The sequence below is a fragment of the Arthrobacter globiformis genome (genome assembly GCF_046536215.2).
Taxonomy (GTDB): Bacteria; Actinomycetota; Actinomycetes; order Actinomycetales; family Micrococcaceae; genus Arthrobacter; species Arthrobacter globiformis_E.
The window spans coordinates 3,065,707-3,085,871 of the sequence record NZ_CM143421.1; the positions used below are offsets into that span (position 1 = coordinate 3,065,707).

The following is a 20,165-nucleotide window of genomic DNA, read 5'->3' on the forward strand; positions in this document are numbered from 1 at the left end:
GCGACACTTCCGAGCTACTCCCCCACTCCCGGAATTCCGCGTAAACACTGCCCTCAAGATTCGCGTATGCCCTGCCCGCGAAACTGCCCGCTGGCGGTGCCTCAAGAGCTACACCGAGTAGGCGCCACAGCGTTGGCCACGCCGGTGCCGCAACGACAGCGTCACACAACGCGACAGCATCCGGATCCGGACCGGCAACGACCTACCCTTGACTGGTGACTTTGACTAAGATCCGCACCGCCGCCGCGAGCTCCCTCGCCGCCGCCGGTCTCCTGTTTACTCTCGCCGCGTGTTCCGCGCCCGCCGCCACCCAGCCCGCTACCTCCGCCCCTGCTTCCACCGCATCGGCATCAGCATCAGCATCAGCCAGCGCGGCCGCCGAGCCCTGCGCCGGCGTGAAGGTCATCGTCGATTCCGGCGCCCTGAAGCAGGCCGCCGCCGACACCTCAGTTTGCGTGCCTGCGAGCGGGCCGACGCTCGCGTCCAAGGTCCTCGACGATGCCAAGGTGAAGACCGAGGGCACCGAGCAATACCCCAAGGAACTGGTGTGCCGGGTGAACGGTGTCCCCGCCGCAGACCTCGACATCACCCACAAGGGCGGCACGTACAAGGAAGACTGCAAGAAGATGCCGGCTGCCTTCGCCTACTGGTCGCTCTGGGTTAAGCCCGCCACCGGCGCCTGGGCCTACGCACAGGAAGGCCTCGCCACCCTCAAGGTGAGCCCGGGACAGAGCCTGGAACTGCTCTACACGGTCGACGGCGCACCGGCAGCACCCGCGGCGTGACCTTTCGACCCGCGCCGTTACGCGCCGCGGCGGCTCTCGCCGCCGTCTTCATCGCGGCGCGGGTCGTCTACCGCATCCTCTTCAACGGGGCGGGCATCGGCAGCCCCGTTCTGCTCGACACGCCGCCGGTGCCGCTGCCTCCCCCGTACGCCCATGTGGTCCTCCTCGGTCCGGTAACGGCGCCTGGCCTCTGGGAGGCGGTCCTGTCCGCCCTGCCGATTGCCGGGATGATCCTCGCTTTCGGGGTCCTCAACGCCTGGGTGGACGTCGCCCGCGGCTTCGTGCACCTGGCCCGCGGCGGCCCCATGCAGGGCATAGCCCGGATGCTTGTGGTGGCCTGGGCGGCGCTGCCGGCCCTCGCCGACGCCGTAAACTCCGTGCGCCTGGCCTTCCGATTGCGCGGCGAACGCTTCGGACCCCGCGCCCTTGTTCCCGTGCTCGAGCGCACCCTCGAGCACGCCAGCCGGGTCGCCGCCGCCTTGGAGCTGCGCGGCTTCGGCAGCCGGGCAGCACACCAGCCCGCCCTCGGCGGCGAACCGCCGGTCCTCGTCCGGGACGCACATTTCCGCATTGCAAACACGCGGCTGCGCGTCGCCGATTTTGCGCCGCCGAGTGGGTCAATCACGGTCATCACCGGGCCGACAGGTTCCGGCAAGTCCACGATCCTGCGGGGCATCGCGGGCCTCCTCTCCCACGTCGACGGCGGAGACATTTCCGGCACGGTGCGGGTCGGCGGAACGGACCGCGCCACCGCGCCGCCGCGCGACACTGCCCGCCTCGTCGGCGTCGTGTTGCAGAACCCCCGCGCCGCATTCGCCACCACCCGGGTCCGGGACGAAATCTCCCTCGCACTTGAGCTGCGCGGCGTGGCCCCCGCCACCGCCAAAGACTGGGTGCGGGAGGTCGCGGAGCGGGTCGGGGTGTCGGCGCTGCTGGACCGGAATCTCAGCACCCTCTCCGCGGGTGAGGCAACGCTCGTAGCCATCGCCGCCGCAATAGTGGAGCATCCGGCCCTCCTCCTCGTGGACGAGCCCCTCGCCGACCTCGACACCGCAGCACGCCGACGCGTCGTCGCCGTGCTCAACGGCCTCGCCCGCGACGCCGGCGTCTGCGTCATCGTGGCGGAGCACCGGGCGGAGCCGCTGGTACCCGTTGCAGACTTGTGGTGGAACATCGACGACGGCGCCCTGGTACCAGGGGCAGTGCCCCAACCTTCGCATCCGGTCGCCCAGCATCCGACGCCGGCACAACCGGCGGATCCGCCGGTACAGCACGCGTCCGTGCTCACTGCCACAAACCTCGCGGTGCACCGCGGCGGCAAGCCACTCGTGCACGACGCCTCCCTCTCCCTGCACCGCGGTGAAGTGGTCGCCCTGGTGGGGCCCAACGGCGCCGGGAAGTCCTCCCTCCTTGTGGCACTCGCCCTCGGTGAAGGCACGCCCGGGGAAAGCACACCCAGGGAAAACACAGCCGACGGCAGCCGCATAGCCCTCGTCCCGGACGCCTCTGACGACCTCTTCACCAGGGATACCGTCGCTGCCGAGCTCCGCGCGGCAGAGCGGCGCCAGGCGCGCCGAAAGAGCGGCGCCCAACCGGCGCCCGGCGACGCTGCTTCACGCCTTGCCCGTTTGCGCGGGGACGTCCGGGTTCCCATCGGACACGAGCATCCCCGGGACCTCTCCGCAGGTGAACGCCGGATCCTGGCCATCGCGCTGCAGACCACGTACGACCCCCAGGTACTCCTGATCGACGAGCCGACCCGCGGACTCGATCCCGTGGCGCGCGCAGCAGTCGCGGCGGCGCTGCGGGCCGCAGCCGACGCCGGCGCGGCGGTCCTGATCGCCACCCACGACCTCGACTTCGCCCACGGCCTCGGAGCCCGGATCCTGCCGATGCGCGACGGTGTCACCCCCTCCTCCGTGACAGAAGCCGCGCCGGCCAGCGCCGCCACGGCGCCCGTCGTCGAATCACAGCGCAGCGAAACAGCGCACGGCAGCGAACCAACCCACCGCCCCGCAGCAGTACCATTCACCGCCCGTCCAGCCAACCTTCCCGCGGCCGGAAAAGCCCGCTGCTTCCGGCTGCCGCGGGCTGTGGAGCTCACGGTTCTCACCGCGGCAAATCTCCTGGCCCTCGGCGCATTCTGCTGGCCCCTGCTCGCTGCCGCCCTTCCGGAGGATGCCGCCGCGGCCGTCCCCTACGCGGCGCTGGCCATGGCACCCCTTGCCGTCGTCGCCATCGTGGTGTCCCTGGACGGCTCGGTCCGCTCCGCGCATACGGTGGCGCTGCTCGGCGTTCTGGCTGCCATCGGCTCGGCGGTGCGGGTGGCAAGCACCGGCGTCGGGGGCGTGGAGGCAGTCTTTATCCTGCTGATCCTGGCCGGCCGGGCCTTCGGTGCCCGCTTCGGCATGCTCCTGGGCGCCGCCACCATCGCCGTCTCCAGTGCCCTGTGGAGCGGCATCGGGCCATGGTCACCGTTCCAGATCTTCGCCTGCGCGTGGGTGGCCGCCGGGGCAGGCCTGCTCCCCGGCCGGGTGCGGGGGCGGGCCGAACTGTGGATGCTGTGCGGCTACGGCATCCTGGCGTCCTACGTGTTCGGCCTGCTGACCAATCTGTGGTTCTGGCCCTTCGCTGTGGGCGCCGGCACCGGCATCTCGTACACGCCCGGCGCGCCGCTGGCCACCAATCTCAGCAGCTTCCTGCTCTACTCGCTTTTGACCTCGACGGCGGGATGGGACACCCTGCGCGCCGTCACCACGATCATCGGCATCACTGTGGTGGGCAGGGCCATTCTCGCCGCCCTGCGGCGGGTCAAGCCGGTCGCCGGCCCGGGCGGAAGCCAAGGCGGGCAACCCGCCCGGGCCCAACCGACGCAGGACCCGGACCGGCGTCGGCTCACACCTTAAAGTACTTCGCCTCCGGGTGGTGGAACACGAATGCATCGGTTGACTGTTCGGGGTGCAGCATCAGCTCGTCACTCAAGACCACGCCCATCCGCTCGGGTTTCAGCAGTTCCACCACCTTGCGGCGGTCCTCCATGTCCGGGCACGCGGGGTAGCCGAGCGAGAACCGCGCACCGCGGTAATCGAGCTTGAACAGGCCGGCCTTGTCCTTGGGGTCCTCGGCGGCGAAGCCCAGCTCCGAGCGGATGCGTGCGTGCCAGAACTCGGCGAGTGCCTCGGTGAGCTGCATGACCAGGCCGTTGAGCTCGTAGTAATCGCGGTAGTGGTCGCCGGCGAAGAGCTTGGCGGTCACCTGGTCGACGTTGCCGCCGGCGGTGACCAACTGCACGGGCAGGACGTCGATCTGCCCCGATTCGCGCGACCGCACAAAGTCGGCGAGGCACAGGTGCCGGTCGCGGCGCTGGCGCGGGAAATCGAAACGCAGCCGCTCGGTGCCGAGCGGACCGCCTGATCCGCCGTCGGGGGCGAGCAGGCCCGGGGTGCCGAGGACGCCATCGCGGTCCTCTCCATGGTGCAGCACCACCACCTGTTCCCCCTCGGAGACCACCGGGAAGTAGCCATATGCGACTGACGCGTCGAGCATTCCCTCGCCGAGGATGCGGTCCATCCAGTACCTCAGCCGCGGGCGGCCCTCGCGTTCCACCAGTTCCTCGTAGGAGGCGCCGTCGTCGCCGCGGCCGGGCTTGAGCCCCCACTGCCCCATGAATGTGGCGCGCTCGTCGAGGAAGGCACCGAAGTCGTGGAGCGAGACGCCGCGCACGATGCGCGTGCCCCAGAACGGCGGCGAAGGAACGTGGTTGTCGGCGGCGACGTCGGACCGCCCGGGCATGGCCTCCGGCTCAGTCAGAGTGACCTTCGCACCCGTCCGGTGGAGGCGCTTCTTCAGGGGCGGAAGGCCCACGGCGTCCGGCGCCTCACCGCGCGCAACACGCACCAGCGGTTCCATGAGGGACAAGCCTTCGAAGGCGTCCTTCGCGTACCGCACCTCGCCCTCGAACTGGCCTGCCAGGTCCTGCTCGACGTAGGCACGGGTCAGGGCTGCGCCACCGAGGATGATCGGCCACTTCTTCCCGAGGCCACGGGACTGCAGCTCCGCCAGATTCTCCTTCATCACCACCGTGGATTTCACGAGCAGGCCTGACATGCCGATCACGTCGGCGTCGTGTTCCTCGGCCGCGGCGATGATGTCGGCGATCGGCTGCTTGATGCCGAGGTTGATCACCTTGTAGCCGTTGTTGGTGAGGATGATGTCCACCAGGTTCTTGCCGATATCGTGCACGTCGCCGCGCACGGTGGCGATCACCATGGTGCCCTTGCCAGAGGCATCCGATTTCTCCATGTGCGGCTCGAGCAGTGCCACCGCGGTCTTCATCACCTCCGCGGACTGCAGCACGAACGGCAGCTGCATCTCACCGGCGCCGAACCGCTCGCCCACCACCTTCATGCCTTCGAGCAGGTAGTCGTTGATGATGCCGAGCGGGGTCAGCCCCTCGGCGCGGGCCAGGTCCAGGTCCTCTTCAAGGCCCTTGCCTTCGCCGTCGATGATGCGCCGCTCCAGGCGCTGCCCGGTGGGCAGCGCCGCGAGTTCCGCCGCGCGCTGGTCCTTGAGCGCTGCGGTGTCGACGCCGGCGAACAGGTCCAGCATGATGGCCAGCGGGTCGTACGTCAGGTTGCCGTCGGCGTCGTACTCGCGGCGGTCCCAGACGAGGTCCAGAGCCACTTTGCGCTGGTCCTCCGGGAGTGAAGCGAGCGGCACGATTTTCGCCGCGTCGATGATGCCGCTGGTCAGGCCCGCCTGCACTGCCTCGTGCAGAAACACCGAGTTCAGGACGATGCGCGCCGCCGGGTTCAGGCCGAAGGACACGTTCGAGACGCCGAGGGTGGTTTGGATGCCGGGGTACTTCGTGGTGATCTGCCGGATGGCTTCGATCGTTTCGATGGCGTCCCGGCGGGTTTCTTCCTGGCCGGTGGCGATGGGGAAGGTCAGCGCGTCGACGATGATGTCCTCGACGCGCATCCCCCATTCGCCCACCAGGGCGTCGACGAGGCGCGAGGCGATGGCCACCTTGCCGTCGGTGGTGCGCGCCTGGCCGTGCTCGTCGATGGTCAGGGCGATCACCGCCGTGCCGTGTTCCTTCACGAGCGGCATGATGCGCGCGAAGCGGCTGTTGGGGCCGTCGCCGTCCTCGTAGTTGACGGAGTTGACCACCGGGCGTCCGCCGATGAGTTCGAGGCCGGCCTGCAGGACGGGCGGTTCGGTGGAGTCGATGACGAGCGGGAGCGTGGAGGCCGACGCGAAACGTGAGACGACCTCCTTGATGTCGGCCACGCCGTCGCGCCCCACGTAGTCGATGCAGACGTCCAGCAGGTGCGCGCCGACGCGGACCTGCTCGCGGGCGATGTCAACGCAATCGTCCCAGCGCTCCTCGAGCATCGCCTGGCGGAACGCCTTCGAGCCGTTCGCGTTGGTGCGCTCACCGATGGCGAGGTACGCGGACTCCTGGTCGAAATTCACGTGATGGTAGAGGGAAGCGATGCCTGCTTCGCGCTCGGTGGGAAGGCGTTCGCCCTCGGCGCCCCTCCCGCCGCTGGTGACGGCGGCGCTGGTGCGGAAGGGCGCAAGACGTTCGACGACGGCGGCCATGTGTTCCGGCGTCGTACCGCAGCAGCCGCCCACCAGGCCCAGGCCGAACTCCCGTACGAACTGCTCGTGCGAGGTGGCGAGTTCCGTGGGCGAAAGCGGGTAGTACGCACCGTTGGCGCCGAGGATGGGCAGGCCGGCGTTGGGCATGCAGGCGATCGCCACGGAGGACTGCTTGGCCAGGTGGCGCAGGTGCTCGCTCATCTCGTCCGGCCCGGTGGCGCAGTTCAGGCCGATGGCGTCGACGCCGAGCGGCTCGAGCGCGGTGAGGGCTGCGCCGATTTCGGATCCCATCAGCATGGTTCCGGTGGTCTCGACGGTCACTTCGACGAAGATCGGGAGGCGGATGCCGCGGGCCACGATCGCCTGCTTGCAGCCGTTGACCGCGGCCTTGGTCTGCAGGAGATCCTGGCTCGTTTCGACGAGGAACGCATCCGCTCCGCCGTCGATGAGGCCTTCGGCCTGCAGCGCGAACGTCTGCTTGAGGTAGTCGTAGCTGGTGTGCCCCAGGCTGGGGAGCTTCGTGCCCGGCCCCATTGAGCCCAGGACCCACCGCATCCGTCCGTCAGCGGCTTCCGCAGCCTCGGCACGTTCCCTGGCGATTGCCGCACCCTTCCGGGCGAGCTCTTCGATCCGGTCGTCGATGCCGTAGTCGGAGAGATTTGACCAGTTCGCACCGAAGGTGTTGGTCTCGACGGCATCGATCCCCACCGCGAAGTACGCGTCATGGATGTCCGCGATGACGTCCGGACGCGTGTCATTGAGAATCTCGTTGCAGCCTTCCAGCCCCTGGAAATCCGTCTCCAGCGACAGTTCCCGGTCCTGGAGCATGGTTCCCATCGCCCCATCGGCAATGACCACCCGGTGGTTCACCGCATCCAGCAGCAACTGGGAGCGATCGGGACGGGGGACGGAGTCGATATCAAGCGCAAAACGAGGCATGTAAACAGACTACGGGCGGGGGCAGATCTGCGCGCCGTATTTCCCCTGTACCACGATATGGGACAGTCACTTGTACTACAAGTATCTAACTTGTATCCTATGTGAGCGGGCGATGTTGCCCCTACTTCCAAGGAGAACCCAATGAGCACCGTCGATCTCATCCGGCACGTCAAACTTTCCACCGCCCGCCTTCCGCTGGCCGTCCCGATCAGCGACGCCAAGGTTTTCACGGGCCGGCAGAAGCCCATGACCGAGGTGGTTTTCCTCTTCGCCGAGATCACCACGGAACAGGGCCACACCGGCCTCGGCTTCAGCTACTCCAAGCGCGCCGGCGGCCCGGCCCAGTACGCGCACGCCAAGGAAGTCGCCGAAGGCATCATCGGCGAGGACCCGAACGACATCGGCAAGCTCTACACCAAGCTGCTCTGGGCCGGCGCCTCCGTGGGCCGCTCGGGCGTGGCCACCCAGGCCCTCGCCGCCATCGACATCGCCCTGTACGACCTCAAGGCCAAGCGCGCCGGCCTGCCCCTGGCCAAGCTCCTGGGCTCCTACCGCGACTCCGTCCAGACCTACAACACCTCCGGCGGTTTCCTCAACGCCACCCTCGACGAGGTGAAGGCCCGCGCCACACAGTCCGTCGAGGAAGGCATCGGCGGCATCAAGATCAAGGTGGGCCTCCCGGACACCAAGGAAGACCTGCGCCGTGTGGCCGGCATCCGCGAGCACATCGGCTGGGACGTGCCCCTCATGGTGGACGCCAACCAGCAGTGGGACCGCGCCACGGCACTGCGCATGGGCCGCCAGCTCGAGGAGTTCAACCTGATCTGGATCGAAGAGCCGCTCGACGCCTACGACTTCGAGGGCCACGCCCACCTCGCCCAGGTCCTGGACACCCCAATCGCCACCGGTGAAATGCTTGCCTCCGTGGCCGAGCACAAGGGCCTCATCGCCGCCAACGGCTGCGACATCATCCAGCCCGACGCCCCGCGCGTCGGCGGCATCACCCAGTTCCTCCGGCTGGCCGCCCTCGCGGACGAACGCGGCCTGGGCCTCGCCCCGCACTTCGCGATGGAAATCCACCTGCACCTGGCCGCCGCCTACCCGCGCGAACCGTGGGTGGAGCACTTCGACTGGCTGGACCCGCTGTTCAACGAGCGACTGGAAACCAAGGACGGCCGCATGATCGTTCCGGACCGTCCTGGCCTCGGCGTCAGTCTCAGCGACCAGGCCCGCGCATGGACCACCGAGACCGCGGAATTCGGCGCGTAACCTTGAATCCATGAGCCGGAACCTGACCGCGGACCTCGCCGCCGACCTTCGCACCCGCATCGTCGACGGCGTCATCCAGCCCGGTGAGAAGCTTCCGAGCGAAAACACCCTGATCGGGGAATTCGGCGTCAGCCGGACCGTCGTCCGGTCCGCGCTCACGCGGCTCCAGGCCGAAGGCCTCGTGGAAACCGAACGTGGGCGGGGCAGCTTTGCGCTGACCCCGCCCACGGCGGGTCCGACGGCGGGCCAGCCCGCCAGGGCTGTGGTCACCGCCGAGGACCGGCTGCACCTGCTGGAATTCCGGATCGGCGTCGAAACCGAAGCGGCGGCGCTGGCTGCCGGCAACCGGACCGAGCGGCAGCTGAACGCCCTGCGGCAGGCCCTGACGGACTTTACGGACAGCGTGGAGCACCCGGCGCACGCGATGAAGGCGGACTTTGAGTTCCACAAGGCCGTCGCCGCAGCCTCGGGAAACCCCTTCTACACGGATTGCCTTGCCTCCCTGGGCCAGACGATGATCGCCATGCCGCGCACCCGGCTGATGACCGGCGTCGAGCATTACGCCCGGGACCACTTCGAACAGGTGGTCCACGAACACGGGTCCATCTTTGCCGCCATCGCGGACAGCGATGGCGCCGCGGCGTCCGCTGCGATGCGCAACCACCTGGCCAACTCGCGGCGCAGGCTCCGGGCCGGGCGGGACTAGGAGCCGGGCGCGCGAGTAGGCGCGGCGACGGTGGTTCCCTGCGGGTATCACGCCATGCAATATGTGTGTTGGACGGGCATGAAAGCAACTGCTTACAGTTAACAGGTGCTGTGGCGAGGACCACAACGGCCTGCCCCGTAGTCCCCACAGCGTGATCTTGCTGCTCTATCAAAGAGGATTCCCCCCATGCAGTCTGTAGACATCGCTGTCACGGATGTGGCTTCGGCCATGAAGAAGTTTTTCCGGCGCGTGCTGCCCGTCATGCTGGTCATGCTGGTGTGCAACCAGCTGAACCGGTCCAACATCGGCTACGCGCAGGACCATCTTCAGGCTGACGTCGGCATCGGTGCCGCGGCCTACGGCTTCGGCGCCGGGCTGTTCTTCATCGCGTACGCCATTTTCGAGCTTCCGAGCAACGTGATGATGGAAAAGTACGGCGCCAAGATCTGGCTGACCCGGATCATGGTCAGCTGGGGCATCGTGTCCTTCCTCATGGCGTTCGTCCAGAACGAGATGATGTTCTACGTTCTGCGGTTCCTGCTGGGTGCGGCGGAGGCCGGCTTCTTCCCTGCTGTGATCTTCTACTTCGCCCGCTGGGTGCCCGCCGGCCAGCGCGGCAAGGCGACCGCCGTCTTCATCGCCGGCTCGTCTGTGGCCGCTGCCCTGTCCGGCCCCATCGCCGGCCTGCTCCTGAGCCTGCATGACGTCCTGGGCCTGCGCGGCTGGCAGTGGCTGTTCGGCTTCGAAGGCGTGCTGTCCGTCGTCGTCGGCATCATCGTGTTCTTCTTCCTGGACGCGAAGATCCAGGACGCCAAGTGGCTCACGGCCGGCGAGAAGTCCGCCCTCACCGCAACCATCGACCAGGAGGACGCCCAGCACACGACGGCCAACGGCACGCAGGGCGGCAAGGTCAACCGCTGGAAGATGCTCCTGAACCCCCAGATCCTTCTGCTGTGCGGCATCTACTTCTCGGTGCAGCTCTCCATCTATGCGAACACGTTCTGGCTGCCGACCATCGTCAAGCAGATCCCCGGCACCACGGACCTGAGCGTCGGTTTCCTGTCCTCCATTCCCTGGGTGTGCGCCGTCTTCGCCATGTACTTCGCCGCCAAGTGGCAGGACAAGGCAAAGTCCAAGCGCCCGCTGCTGGTCGCCGCACTCCTCGTGGCCGCCGTCGGCACCCTCGCGGCAGCCGTCGCAACCCCGGTCCTTGCCCTGGTGTTCCTCGCCATCGCAGCCATGGGCTTCAAGAGCGCGTCGCCGCTGTTCTGGACCATCCCGCAGTCGGCCCTGCACCCGCTAGTCCTCGCCCCCGCCATCGCCATCATCAACTCGCTGGGTAACCTCGGCGGCTTCGTGGCACCGTTCGGATTCGGCATCATCAAGGAGCAGACCGGAAGCGTGGTGCCCGGCCTGTTCGCCCTCGCCGCGGCATCAACGGTGGCTGCCATCCTGGTGTACTTCCTCAAGGAGCGGAAGCCGGCCGGCGACGTTACCGAGAAGGCAGCGGTGCCGGGCGCAACCCGGATGGAACCGTCAACCGCGAAGTAGGCCATCCATTGCCTTGGGGCGGGTGCCGGAATTCCGGCACTCGCCCGCGGCGTCTGGGATTGGGCCGCCGGCGCTCTGGCCTTGAAGGGACAAGCGTCGTAGGCTCGGAGCAATCGCACGCGGCCGGGCAAAACCGAACGCTGCTCCCTGCGCTCCGGCCCCGGCTGGGGCGGTTTCCGGGATAAGCCTGCGAAAACCCGCGGGTCACCCGGCACAGGGAACGGGGATCCACTCATGCAACGAAGCATCGCGCCAACCTCCCTCGCCGCAGCAGCGGCCCTTTTCCTCGCGGGCTGCGGCGGCCCCGCACCCTCAAGCACGGCAGAGCCATCCTCCGCGCCTGCCGCACCAACGTCTCCGGCATCAACGTCTCCGGCGAAGGCCTACACCAACGAGGACCTCACGGCGATCGTCACGGGGCTTAAGGACGCGCAGGGCCAGGCCCTGACCGTGGTTCCCGCCGCCCAGGTGGACCAGGGCCTGATCGTCGCCCGGGAACTGCTCAAGAACGCCGTCATTACGCCGAAGGCCTGCGGGGTGCTGGCAGACAACAACACGCAGGTGCCCGAGGGGAGCACCTACGCAGCGGGCGCAAGCCTCGCGGCGGAGGCCAAGACGGCAACGGTGGTGACGGTCTTCGCGGTCAAGGATCCCGCAGTCATGACAACCCAGTTCGAGAAGAGCGATACAGCGGTCCGCGACTGCGCAACCTATACGTTCGAATTGAAGGGGCAGAAAATCACGAGTGCCATGAAGCCGATCGATGTGGCGGTGGAAGCTGACAAGTCGGTCAGCGCGCTGCAGACCCAGACCCTCCCCAATGGCCAGAAACAGGCCGTACTCACGGTTACGGGTGTTAAAGGCACGCTGGCGGCCACGGCCGTGAAAACCGGGGCCGCCGGAAGCGTGACAGCAGGTGCGGCGCCGGAGCTCGCCAAGCTTGTCAACGCAGCACTGGCGGCGGGGTAAAAGGGGTCCCGGTAACCGGGCTTAGAGGGCGCCGGCCAAAACAAAGAAAGAACCCCGGGAAATCATTGATTTCCCGGGGTTCTGATGCGTGCGCGAGGGGGGATTTGAACCCCCACGCCCTTTCGGACACTGGCACCTGAAGCCAGCGCGTCTGCCGTTCCGCCACTCGCGCGCAACTTCTTCCACTCGGCCAACCGGAGTCCGGTTTGTACCTCGTAAAAGCAGCGAGATCAAGCATAACGGACATTCCCCGCAAATTCCTAATCGGCGCATCGGAGCCACTTTTCGGCACGGTTATCCCCGGCAGGACAGGGGTTAGGAAGACCCCTGAGACCGCGGCCGAGGGAGGATCCGTGCCTGTGATCGCGCCCACATTCACCGGGGAAACGTGAACGAATCGGGTTCCCGGCACGTTGTGGATTAAGGTCTTTCGCAGACGTGGCAAGTAGTATCGGATACATAGGGGCCCGCTTCCGGCGGGCACGGTGTTTTGTTGTGACTGCGTTGCCTGAACGAGTTCCACGGGACGTGCTGTCCCTCAGCAGCAAGGAAAGGAGAAGACCATGGGTTTGCTGGACAAGGTCGAGCGCGGCATCGAAAAGGCCGTCCGCGGCGTCTTCTCCACCGGCTCCAAAGCGCAGGTTGAGCCCGTGGAAATCGCGAGCCGCCTCCGCCGCGAAGTGGACCACAAGGCCATCACCATCGCCGCCGGCCGCACCCTGGTGCCCAACGTTTTCGATGTCCTCCTGAGCGACGAGGATTTCCAGCGCGCCCAGGAATGGGGAACGCCGCTGGCCGAGGAACTCTGCGACGTCGTCATCAACCACGTCCGCAGCCAGGGCTACATCCTCCAGGGTCCGGTCCGCATCTCGTTCCGGCGGGACGAATCCCACCGGGCCGGAGACTTCGAGATCACCTCAAAAACCGAGAAGTCATCCGGCGCCGCCCCGGCCGCCCCGCGGGCCAACGTCCCGGCAGCGCCAAGCCGCCAGCCGGTCCGCCTGCAGCCTGTCCTGGACATTGACGGCCAGCGGTATTCACTCAATGCTCCCTCAGTCGTCCTGGGCCGTTCATCAGAGGCTGACATCCTGGTGGACGACACCGGAGTCTCCCGCCGTCATCTGGAAATCCAGACCCAGGGCGGAACCACCACCGCCGTCGACCTTGGCTCCACCAACGGCAGCTATGTCAACGGACACAAAGTGGCCGGCAGCATGGAGCTCACCGACGGCTCCACCATCACGATGGGACGGACCAAAATCATCTTCCGCCTCCTGCCCGCCAACAATGGCGGCCGCCCATGAGCGAACTGACCATCACGGCCCTGCGCTTCGGGTTCCTGCTTCTTCTCTGGGTCCTCATCTTCAGCATCGTCTCCGCCATGCGGCGGGACCTCATGATCGGCCGCAAGGCCGCCACCGGGGCCCCCACGGCACGGCAGGTGCGCAAGAATCCCGAACTCGCCGAACCGGCTCCGGCGCCGGTCAAGCAACAGGCACGCCAGTTGTTGGTCACCGAAGGCCCGCTCAAGGGCCGTACGGTCCCGTTGGCTGCCAGCCCCATCCTGCTGGGCCGCGCACAGGAGGCCACCCTGGTCCTCGAGGATGACTATGCGTCCGGCAGGCACGCCCGGCTCTTTCCCCAGGGAAGCCGCTGGTTCATCGAGGACCTCGGCTCCACCAACGGCACCTATCTGGCCGACCAGCAGCTCACCAGGGCCCTGCCCGTGGACCTTGGTGTACCCGTGAGAATCGGCAAGACGGTCATTGAATTGAGGCCGTAGCCATGGCCGCTCCGGACATGCCCGCGGACGAGGTTCCAGCCTCGCCCCGGCCCCTTATCCTGCGCTACGCGGCGCGCTCCGACGTCGGCCGCATCCGCGCGAAGAACGACGACTCCGCCTACGTGGGCCGGCATCTGGCCGTCGTGGCGGACGGCATGGGCGGCCACGCCGGCGGCGATGTTGCTTCCGCCGCCACTGTCCTGGACATGATCCACCTGGACACCGATGACTACGACGACGACGCCGGCACCGTGCTGGCCGACGAGATCCAGACCGCCAACTCGCTGCTCTCGGAACTCGTCCACATCAATCCCAAGCTGGCGGGCATGGGCACCACAGTGACTGCCCTGCTGCTCGCCGAGGGCAAGCTGCACTTTGCCCACATCGGCGATTCCCGCGCCTACCGCCTGCGCGACGGCGAGTTCGAACAGATCAGCGTGGACCACACGTTCGTCCAGCGCCTCATCGACGAGGGCCGGCTGCGCCCCGAGGAAGCAGAAACGCATCCGCACAAGAACGTCCTGATGCGTGTCCTCGGCGACGTCGATGCCAGCCCCGAACTGGACCTCGCCACGATCGAGGTGCAGCCCGGAGAGCGCTGGCTGCTCTGCTCCGACGGCCTCAACTACGTGGCAGGCCACGTCGTGGAACGCACCGTGCGGGAAACCCCGGACCTCCACGAATGCGTCGAGACCCTCGTCGACCTCACCCTCGAGGCGGGCGCGCCGGACAACGTCACCGTTGTCATGGTGGAGATCGTGGAGGAAACGCCCGACGACGTCAGTACCGCCGCCGTCGACATCGTGCCTGACACCGGGCAACCGGAAGCGATTACCGGGACCAAGGCTGCGGCCCCCGATGTAGCTGCCGCCGCTCCTCCTGCCGGGCCCGACGCCGCGGCGCCGGGCGCCGTACCAGCCGAAGCGAAGCCGGACGCCGCACCTCCTGCCACCCCGGCTGCCGCAGCGCCCGCGTCCGCGCCCGCGTCCGCCAGCGCAGCCGAGGCTAGCGCAGCCGAGGGTGACGCAGCCGAAGGCACAGAGAAGCCGTCCAACGAGCCTTCCACCAGCACAGACCCGCATCTGGGTGAACATCTTTCCGCCGAGGTGCTGCGCGAGGAGCTTTCCTCCCGGCCGCACATCCTGGTCGGCGCCGCCGTTGCTGCTGCCGAGACCGGTTCCATCCCCACCATCGCCGGCCGCACCGTCGCCCGCCGCGCCGCCACGGTCCTGACCCACAAGGCGGACCAGGCCCGCGACGAGGCCGACGAATTCGCGCCGGCCAGGCGTCCCCGCCGCTGGCTCACCCTGGGAATTGCCGGCGCGGCACTCCTGGTTCTCGCCGTCGGCCTCTGGCTCGGTTACGCCTGGACCCAGACGCGCTACTACATCGGCGAGTTCGACCAGCGGGTGGCCATCTTCAACGGGGTATCCCAGCGCCTCGGGCCCATACAGCTTTCCACCCTGGAAGCGGTCACGGACATCAAGATGGACTCGCTGCCGCAGTTCTCGCAGCAGCGGGTCCGCCAGACGGTCCCCGCGCGGGATCTCTACGATGCCCAGCGGATCGTGAAGAACCTCGAGCGCACGGGAAGCACCGCGCCGTCGGATGAGTGCCTGACTCCCTCGCCCACCGCCACTCCTTCGGCCACGCCGAAGGCGACAGGCAAGGCCACGGCTACCGCGAAGGCTTCCGCCACACCGAAGCCGACGGCAACAGCGTCACCGAAGGCGACCTCCACCGCCAAGCCGACGGCCTCGCCGACCGCAACAGCCGGAGCCTCGGCCGTACCCACCCCAACCGCAACCTGTGAGGGGGGCCAATGAGCCACGCCGACACCATGCCCAAACCCCGGCGCAACGTGGAACTGCTGTTGCTCGTGCTCGCCCTGTCGGTCAGCATCGGCGCCAACGCACTGATCAGCATCGATGAACAGACGTCACTGGACACCGACTTCTGGTTCCAGTCCAGCCTGCTGGCCGTCGCATCCCTCGTGTTCCACGTGGTTCTCCGGCTCCGTGCCAAATATGCCGACCCGGTAATACTTCCACTGGTGATTACCCTCAATGGCCTCGGCCTGGCGATGATCCACCGCTTGGACGCCCCCGGGGAGGACACCGGCAACAACCAGCTGCGGTGGACCGTCATCGCCATGGCCGTTGCCATCGCCGTGATCTGGTTCCTCAAGGACCACCGCGTGCTGCGCCGCTTCACGTACATTTCCTTGGCCGTCAGTGCCCTGCTCCTGATCCTGCCGCTGGTTCCCGGCATCTCCGCCGGCGAAATCCTCGGCGCCCGGGTGTGGATCCGCCTCGGACCCATGACGTTCCAGCCCGGTGAGGTCGCCAAGATCACCCTCGCCATATTCTTTGCCGGGTATCTTTCCTCGAACCGGGACCTCATCATGCTGGCCGGCCGGAAGATCGGGCCGATGCAGTTCCCGCGGTTCAAGGACATGGGCCCGATGATCACCGCCTGGCTCGTCAGCATCGGTGTACTGATCTTCCAGCGCGACCTCGGATCGTCAGTCCTGTTCTTCGGCCTGTTCATCGTGATGATCTACGTGGCCACCAGCCGCATCAGCTGGGTGGTCATCGGCCTCACCCTGATCCTCGGCGGCGGCTTCGTGGCGTCCAAGGTCTTCTCGCACGTTGCCCTCCGCATCGACAGCTGGCTCAACGCCTTCACCGAGGAAGTCTTCGGCCGTTCCCCCGGCGGCAGCGGCCAGATCGTGGAAGGCCTGTTCGGCATGGCCAGCGGCGGCCTCGTGGGCACCGGCCTCGGACAGGGCCGGCCCAACCTGGTCCCGTTCGCCAACAGCGACATGATCATCGCCTCCTTCGGTGAGGAACTCGGCCTGATCGGCCTGTTCGCCATCGTGATGATGTACCTGCTGCTCTTCACCCGCGGTTTCCGCGCGGCCCTCGGCACCCGCGACGCCTTCGGCAAACTCCTCGCCTGCGGCCTGTCCTTCGCCGTGGCCCTGCAGTGCTTCGTGGTGATCGGCGGCGTCACGCGGCTCATCCCGCTCACCGGCCTCACCACGCCGTTCCTCGCCGCGGGTGGCTCCTCGCTGCTGGCCAACTGGATCATCGTGGGCCTGCTGCTGATGATCTCGCACACGGCCCGCGGCCCGGTGGACACCTCGCCGATGCAGCCCGGCCGGACACCGGAGGCGCAGAAGCCGGTGACCGCCGCAGGAAGCCGGCAGGACCGTAACGCCACCCAGACCCTCCCAGACGCTCCCACCGAGGCGGTGAAACACCTGTGAACCAGGCCATTCGACATTCATGGATCGCCGCGATCGCGATGTTCGCCCTGATTTTCGGTGCGATCAGCTACGTCCAGGTGGTGGGCGCGGACGAGCTCAAAGCCAACCCGTGGAACCGGCGGGCCATCCTGCAGAACTACTGCAATGACCGCGGGGCGATCCTCGTGGGCGGTTCGGCCATCGCCGAATCCGTGCCGGGCAACGAGTCCTGCAAGTTCCAGCGCAAGTACAACCAGCCCGAGCTGTATGCCGGGCTGACCGGATACTTCTCCCGGAGCTACGGGGTCACCGGCCTCGAAGGCGCCATGGATGCCCAGCTCGCCGGAAGCTCGGACCAGCTGTTCTTCGACCGGATCGGGCAGCTCTTTCTGGGCAACCAGCCCAAGGGCGCGTCCGTCGAGCTGACGATCGACCCCAAGATCCAGAAGCTGGCGTACGACCTGATCCCGGACGGCCAGCGGGGCTCGATCGTGGTGACCGATCCCAAGACGGGCAACATCCTGGCCATGGTCAGCAAGCCGTCCTACGATCCCAACCTGATCGCCACCCAGGACGTTGCCAAGGAACAGGCCGCCTACAACGACGCCATTAAGGTCCCCGGCGTAAACCTGAACCCCTCGGTCAGCGGCCCCACCGGCGCCCTGCTGGCACCGGGCTCGGTGTTCAAGCTGGTGGACACGGCAGCAGCCCTGAACTCCGGCAAGTACAACGCCGACAGCGTGCTGCCCAACCCTGCCCAGATGAGCTTCCCGGGGATCCAGTACCAGCTGCCCAACTACGCCGGCGGCAACTGCTACACCCGGAACACAGCCAGCTTCGCGTTCGCGCTGCAGCAGTCCTGCAACACCCCGTTCGCCAGCATTGCCCGCGACCTCGGCGAAAACGCGATAGCCCAGCAAGCCAGCAAGTTCGGCTTCAACCAGGAGCTGGGCGACCAGCTCAAGCTGGACTACGCCAAGAGCGTTTTCCCGTCGGATCTCGACGCCGCCGGACTGGCGCAGTCCGCCATCGGCCAGCGCGACGTCCGGGCGACGCCGCTCCAGATTGCACTGATGACCTCGGCCATCGCCAACGGCGGGGTGCAGATGGCACCCAACCTCATCAAGGCAGTCCGTTCCCCGGACCTCAGGGTCATCGATGAACCGAAGCCGGTGGCTCTGCGGACCTCCACGACGCCCGAGATCGCCGGGCAGATCACCGAATGGATGACCAGCGTGGTCAGCGAGGGCATCGCCTCGGGTGCCGGCGTTCCCGGTGTCCAGGTGGCCGGCAAGACCGGCACCGCCGAGCTCGGGAACGGCCTGAACAACTCCTGGTTCACCGGGTTCGCCCCGGCCAACGATCCGCAAGTGTCCGTCACCGTTGTCATGCAGGGCGTGGACATCACCACCGGAGCACAGCTAACCAGTCCGAACGCAAAGAAGATTTTTGAGGCGGTGTTGAATAAGTGAGGCCTACATCGGGAATCACCCTCGGCGGCAGATTCCAGTTGACCACGCGTATTGCGATCGGCGGCATGGGTGAAGTCTGGAAGGCCAAGGACCAGATCCTAGGCCGGATCGTGGCCATCAAGGTACTCAAAGAGGAGTACACGGGTGACCCCGGCTTCCTCCAGCGGTTCCGTGCCGAGGCCCGCCACACCGCCCTGCTCAACCACGTGGGCATCGCCAACGTCTTCGACTACGGCGAGGAGGAAGGCTCCGCCTACCTGGTGATGGAGCTGGTCCCCGGCCAGCCGCTGAGCAGCATCATCGAGCACGAGCAGGTCCTCTCGCCGGACCGCACGCTGTCCATCATGGCCCAGACGGCGCGGGCCCTGTCCGTGGCCCACGCCCAGGGCCTGGTGCACCGTGACGTCAAGCCCGGAAACCTCCTGATCACCCCTGACGGGCGGGTCAAGGTCACCGACTTCGGCATCGCGCGCCTGGCCGACCAGGTGCCGCTGACCCAGACCGGCCAGGTCATGGGCACCGCCCAGTACCTCGCCCCCGAACAGGCCACCGGCCAGACCGCCACCGGCGCCTCGGACATCTACTCGCTCGGAGTGATCGGCTACGAGTGCCTCACCGGGCACCGGCCGTTCTCCGGCGAATCCCAGATCGCCATCGCGCTGGCGCAGGTCAACGACGCGCCGCCGCCGCTGCCGGAGTCGCTGCCCAAGCCGGTCCGTGCACTGCTGATGTCCATGCTGGCCAAGGATCCGAAGAACCGGCCGGCCAACGCCATCAAGCTGGCCGAGGCGGCAGAGGCCATCCGCAACGGTGACATCTCTGCGGCCCACGCCGCCGTCCCCGGCATGCTCCTGTACGAAGGCGGCACCGGCGCCATGACGGCCCCTGTGAACATCGCCACCGCGCCCACCGGCGTGATCGGCTCGGAGAAGAGCTCGACGACAGCCACCTCCGCCCTGCCCGTGCTTGGCGCTGCGGCCGCCGGCGCTGCCGCCGGCGGGGCGGCGGCTGCGGCGGCCGGTGACCCGGATGCCGCCCCCACACGTGCCGGGAGCACGCTGTCGCGTGCCGATGCCCTGGCAGCCGAACGCACCTGGGACCAGGAACCGGAACAGTACGACGACGAACCAGAGGATGAGCCCGAGCGGCGGAAGCGCAGCCCGTGGACCTGGCCGCTGATCGCCCTCATCCTGCTGGTGCTGTTCGCCGTCGCCGGTATCCTGCTGAGCCAGGCGGGCTTCCTGTTCCCGACCAAGAGCCCGGCCGCCACCACGTCGAGCACACCGAGCCGCAGCATCAGCACGAGTGCAACGCCCACGCCTACGCAGACCTCGGAAACCCCGACGCCGACCCCGACGCCTACGCAGACCACTCCCGCGGCCATCAACGTGATCCCTGAGGCGTACCTGGGCAAGCAGTTCAGTGAGGTACGCACCGAACTGATCGCGTTGGGCCTCAAGGTGGACGGCAAGGAAGTGTTCAACCCTGCCGCCCCGGGCACGGTCACGGACCTCAACCCGTCGGGCCCGCTGCAGGCCGGTGACACCGTCACTGTCACCTATTCCAAGGGCCCTGAGAAGATCAGGGTCCCGGACATCAGCACGGGCAGCACTGAAAAGGAGGTCCAGGCAGCCATCGAGAAGGCCGGGCTGCGCTGGCAAAAGGGCGCTGACGAGGCCGGCGACCCCGGCCAGGACCCCGGAACGCTGGTCCGGACCGAGCCCGACAGCGGCCGGGAGGTCGACGCCGGGTCGGTCGTCACTTACCACCTTGCCGAACCGCTGATCCCCACACCCACGCCAACTCCAAGCGGCCCGCCAACTGGAAGGTAAGC

13 protein-coding genes and 1 tRNA gene are annotated in these 20,165 nt (G+C 67.5%); 12 read left to right on the forward strand and 2 right to left on the reverse strand.

Annotated elements, in window-relative coordinates; all coding sequences use genetic code 11:
• Nucleotides 1-215 precede the first annotated feature (215 nt).
• On the forward strand, nt 216-785 hold the full coding sequence (locus R5O87_RS13795; RefSeq protein WP_410556565.1) for a hypothetical protein: 570 nt from the start codon (nt 216-218) through the stop codon (nt 783-785).
• A complete protein-coding gene (locus R5O87_RS13800; RefSeq protein ID WP_410556564.1) occupies nt 782-3,691 on the forward strand; it encodes an ATP-binding cassette domain-containing protein in 2,910 nt (969 codons plus the stop codon). Before R5O87_RS13795 ends, R5O87_RS13800 begins: the two co-directional genes overlap by 4 nt.
• Here R5O87_RS13800 and metH read toward each other — a convergent pair.
• The gene (gene metH / locus R5O87_RS13805; protein ID WP_410556562.1) at nt 3,681-7,331 is read right to left on the reverse strand and encodes a methionine synthase; all 3,651 of its coding nucleotides are present in this window, start codon (nt 7,329-7,331) and stop codon (nt 3,681-3,683) included. The two genes, R5O87_RS13800 and metH, sit on opposite strands and share 11 nt — an antisense overlap.
• A gap of 141 nt (nt 7,332-7,472) precedes the next feature.
• On the opposite strand from metH, the gene R5O87_RS13810 reads away from it, so the two are divergent.
• The 4 genes from R5O87_RS13810 (at nt 7,473) to R5O87_RS13825 (ending at nt 11,826) form a co-directional block, all read left to right on the forward strand.
• Nucleotides 7,473-8,600: an L-talarate/galactarate dehydratase gene (locus R5O87_RS13810; protein ID WP_003800296.1), complete on the forward strand. Its 1,128-nt coding sequence runs from the start codon at nt 7,473-7,475 to the stop codon at nt 8,598-8,600.
• Between the two features lie 10 nt (nt 8,601-8,610).
• Complete coding sequence (locus R5O87_RS13815) at nt 8,611-9,306, forward strand: FadR/GntR family transcriptional regulator (protein ID WP_462836308.1); 696 nt, start codon at nt 8,611-8,613, stop codon at nt 9,304-9,306.
• Between the two features lie 186 nt (nt 9,307-9,492).
• Entirely contained in the window at nt 9,493-10,857 is a 1,365-nt protein-coding gene (locus tag R5O87_RS13820; protein WP_410556560.1) for an MFS transporter, read from the forward strand.
• A gap of 234 nt (nt 10,858-11,091) precedes the next feature.
• Nucleotides 11,092-11,826: a hypothetical protein gene (locus R5O87_RS13825; RefSeq protein WP_410556559.1), complete on the forward strand. Its 735-nt coding sequence runs from the start codon at nt 11,092-11,094 to the stop codon at nt 11,824-11,826.
• A gap of 89 nt (nt 11,827-11,915) precedes the next feature.
• Here R5O87_RS13825 and R5O87_RS13830 read toward each other — a convergent pair.
• A tRNA-Leu gene (locus R5O87_RS13830) sits at nt 11,916-11,998 on the reverse strand.
• 391 nt (nt 11,999-12,389) lie between these two features.
• Between R5O87_RS13830 and R5O87_RS13835 the strand changes: the two genes are divergently transcribed.
• Genes R5O87_RS13835 through R5O87_RS13860 form a run of 6 tightly spaced genes read left to right on the forward strand, consistent with a single transcriptional unit; the run spans nt 12,390 to nt 20,163 of the window.
• Nucleotides 12,390-13,130, forward strand: coding sequence for an FhaA domain-containing protein (locus R5O87_RS13835; RefSeq protein ID WP_410556558.1), 741 nt, complete (start codon nt 12,390-12,392; stop codon nt 13,128-13,130).
• The gene (locus R5O87_RS13840) at nt 13,127-13,609 is read left to right on the forward strand and encodes an FHA domain-containing protein FhaB/FipA (RefSeq protein ID WP_387102377.1); all 483 of its coding nucleotides are present in this window, start codon (nt 13,127-13,129) and stop codon (nt 13,607-13,609) included. The genes R5O87_RS13835 and R5O87_RS13840 overlap by 4 nt, the downstream gene beginning before the upstream one ends.
• Nucleotides 13,610-13,611: 2 nt before the next feature.
• A complete protein-coding gene (locus tag R5O87_RS13845) occupies nt 13,612-15,435 on the forward strand; it encodes a protein phosphatase 2C domain-containing protein (protein ID WP_410556557.1) in 1,824 nt (607 codons plus the stop codon).
• A complete protein-coding gene (locus R5O87_RS13850; RefSeq protein WP_331575217.1) occupies nt 15,432-16,880 on the forward strand; it encodes an FtsW/RodA/SpoVE family cell cycle protein in 1,449 nt (482 codons plus the stop codon). Before R5O87_RS13845 ends, R5O87_RS13850 begins: the two co-directional genes overlap by 4 nt.
• Nucleotides 16,877-18,331, forward strand: coding sequence for a peptidoglycan D,D-transpeptidase FtsI family protein (locus tag R5O87_RS13855; RefSeq protein ID WP_410556556.1), 1,455 nt, complete (start codon nt 16,877-16,879; stop codon nt 18,329-18,331). The genes R5O87_RS13850 and R5O87_RS13855 overlap by 4 nt, the downstream gene beginning before the upstream one ends.
• A complete protein-coding gene (locus R5O87_RS13860) occupies nt 18,328-20,163 on the forward strand; it encodes a protein kinase domain-containing protein (RefSeq protein ID WP_410556555.1) in 1,836 nt (611 codons plus the stop codon). Before R5O87_RS13855 ends, R5O87_RS13860 begins: the two co-directional genes overlap by 4 nt.
• Nucleotides 20,164-20,165: the final 2 nt, after the last annotated feature.

What these genes read in the sequence shown, in the direction of transcription:
- metH (WP_410556562.1), bottom strand. Translation starts at nt 7,331, where the DNA reads ATGCCTCGTTTTGCGCTTGATATCGACTCCGTCCCCCGTCCCGATCGC.
- R5O87_RS13820 (WP_410556560.1), top strand. Translation starts at nt 9,493, where the DNA reads ATGCAGTCTGTAGACATCGCTGTCACGGATGTGGCTTCGGCCATGAAG.
- R5O87_RS13850 (WP_331575217.1), top strand. Translation starts at nt 15,432, where the DNA reads ATGAGCCACGCCGACACCATGCCCAAACCCCGGCGCAACGTGGAACTG.
- R5O87_RS13840 (WP_387102377.1), top strand. Translation starts at nt 13,127, where the DNA reads ATGAGCGAACTGACCATCACGGCCCTGCGCTTCGGGTTCCTGCTTCTT.
- R5O87_RS13845 (WP_410556557.1), top strand. Translation starts at nt 13,612, where the DNA reads ATGGCCGCTCCGGACATGCCCGCGGACGAGGTTCCAGCCTCGCCCCGG.
- R5O87_RS13810 (WP_003800296.1), top strand. Translation starts at nt 7,473, where the DNA reads ATGAGCACCGTCGATCTCATCCGGCACGTCAAACTTTCCACCGCCCGC.
- R5O87_RS13815 (WP_462836308.1), top strand. Translation starts at nt 8,611, where the DNA reads ATGAGCCGGAACCTGACCGCGGACCTCGCCGCCGACCTTCGCACCCGC.
- R5O87_RS13835 (WP_410556558.1), top strand. Translation starts at nt 12,390, where the DNA reads ATGGGTTTGCTGGACAAGGTCGAGCGCGGCATCGAAAAGGCCGTCCGC.
- R5O87_RS13825 (WP_410556559.1), top strand. Translation starts at nt 11,092, where the DNA reads ATGCAACGAAGCATCGCGCCAACCTCCCTCGCCGCAGCAGCGGCCCTT.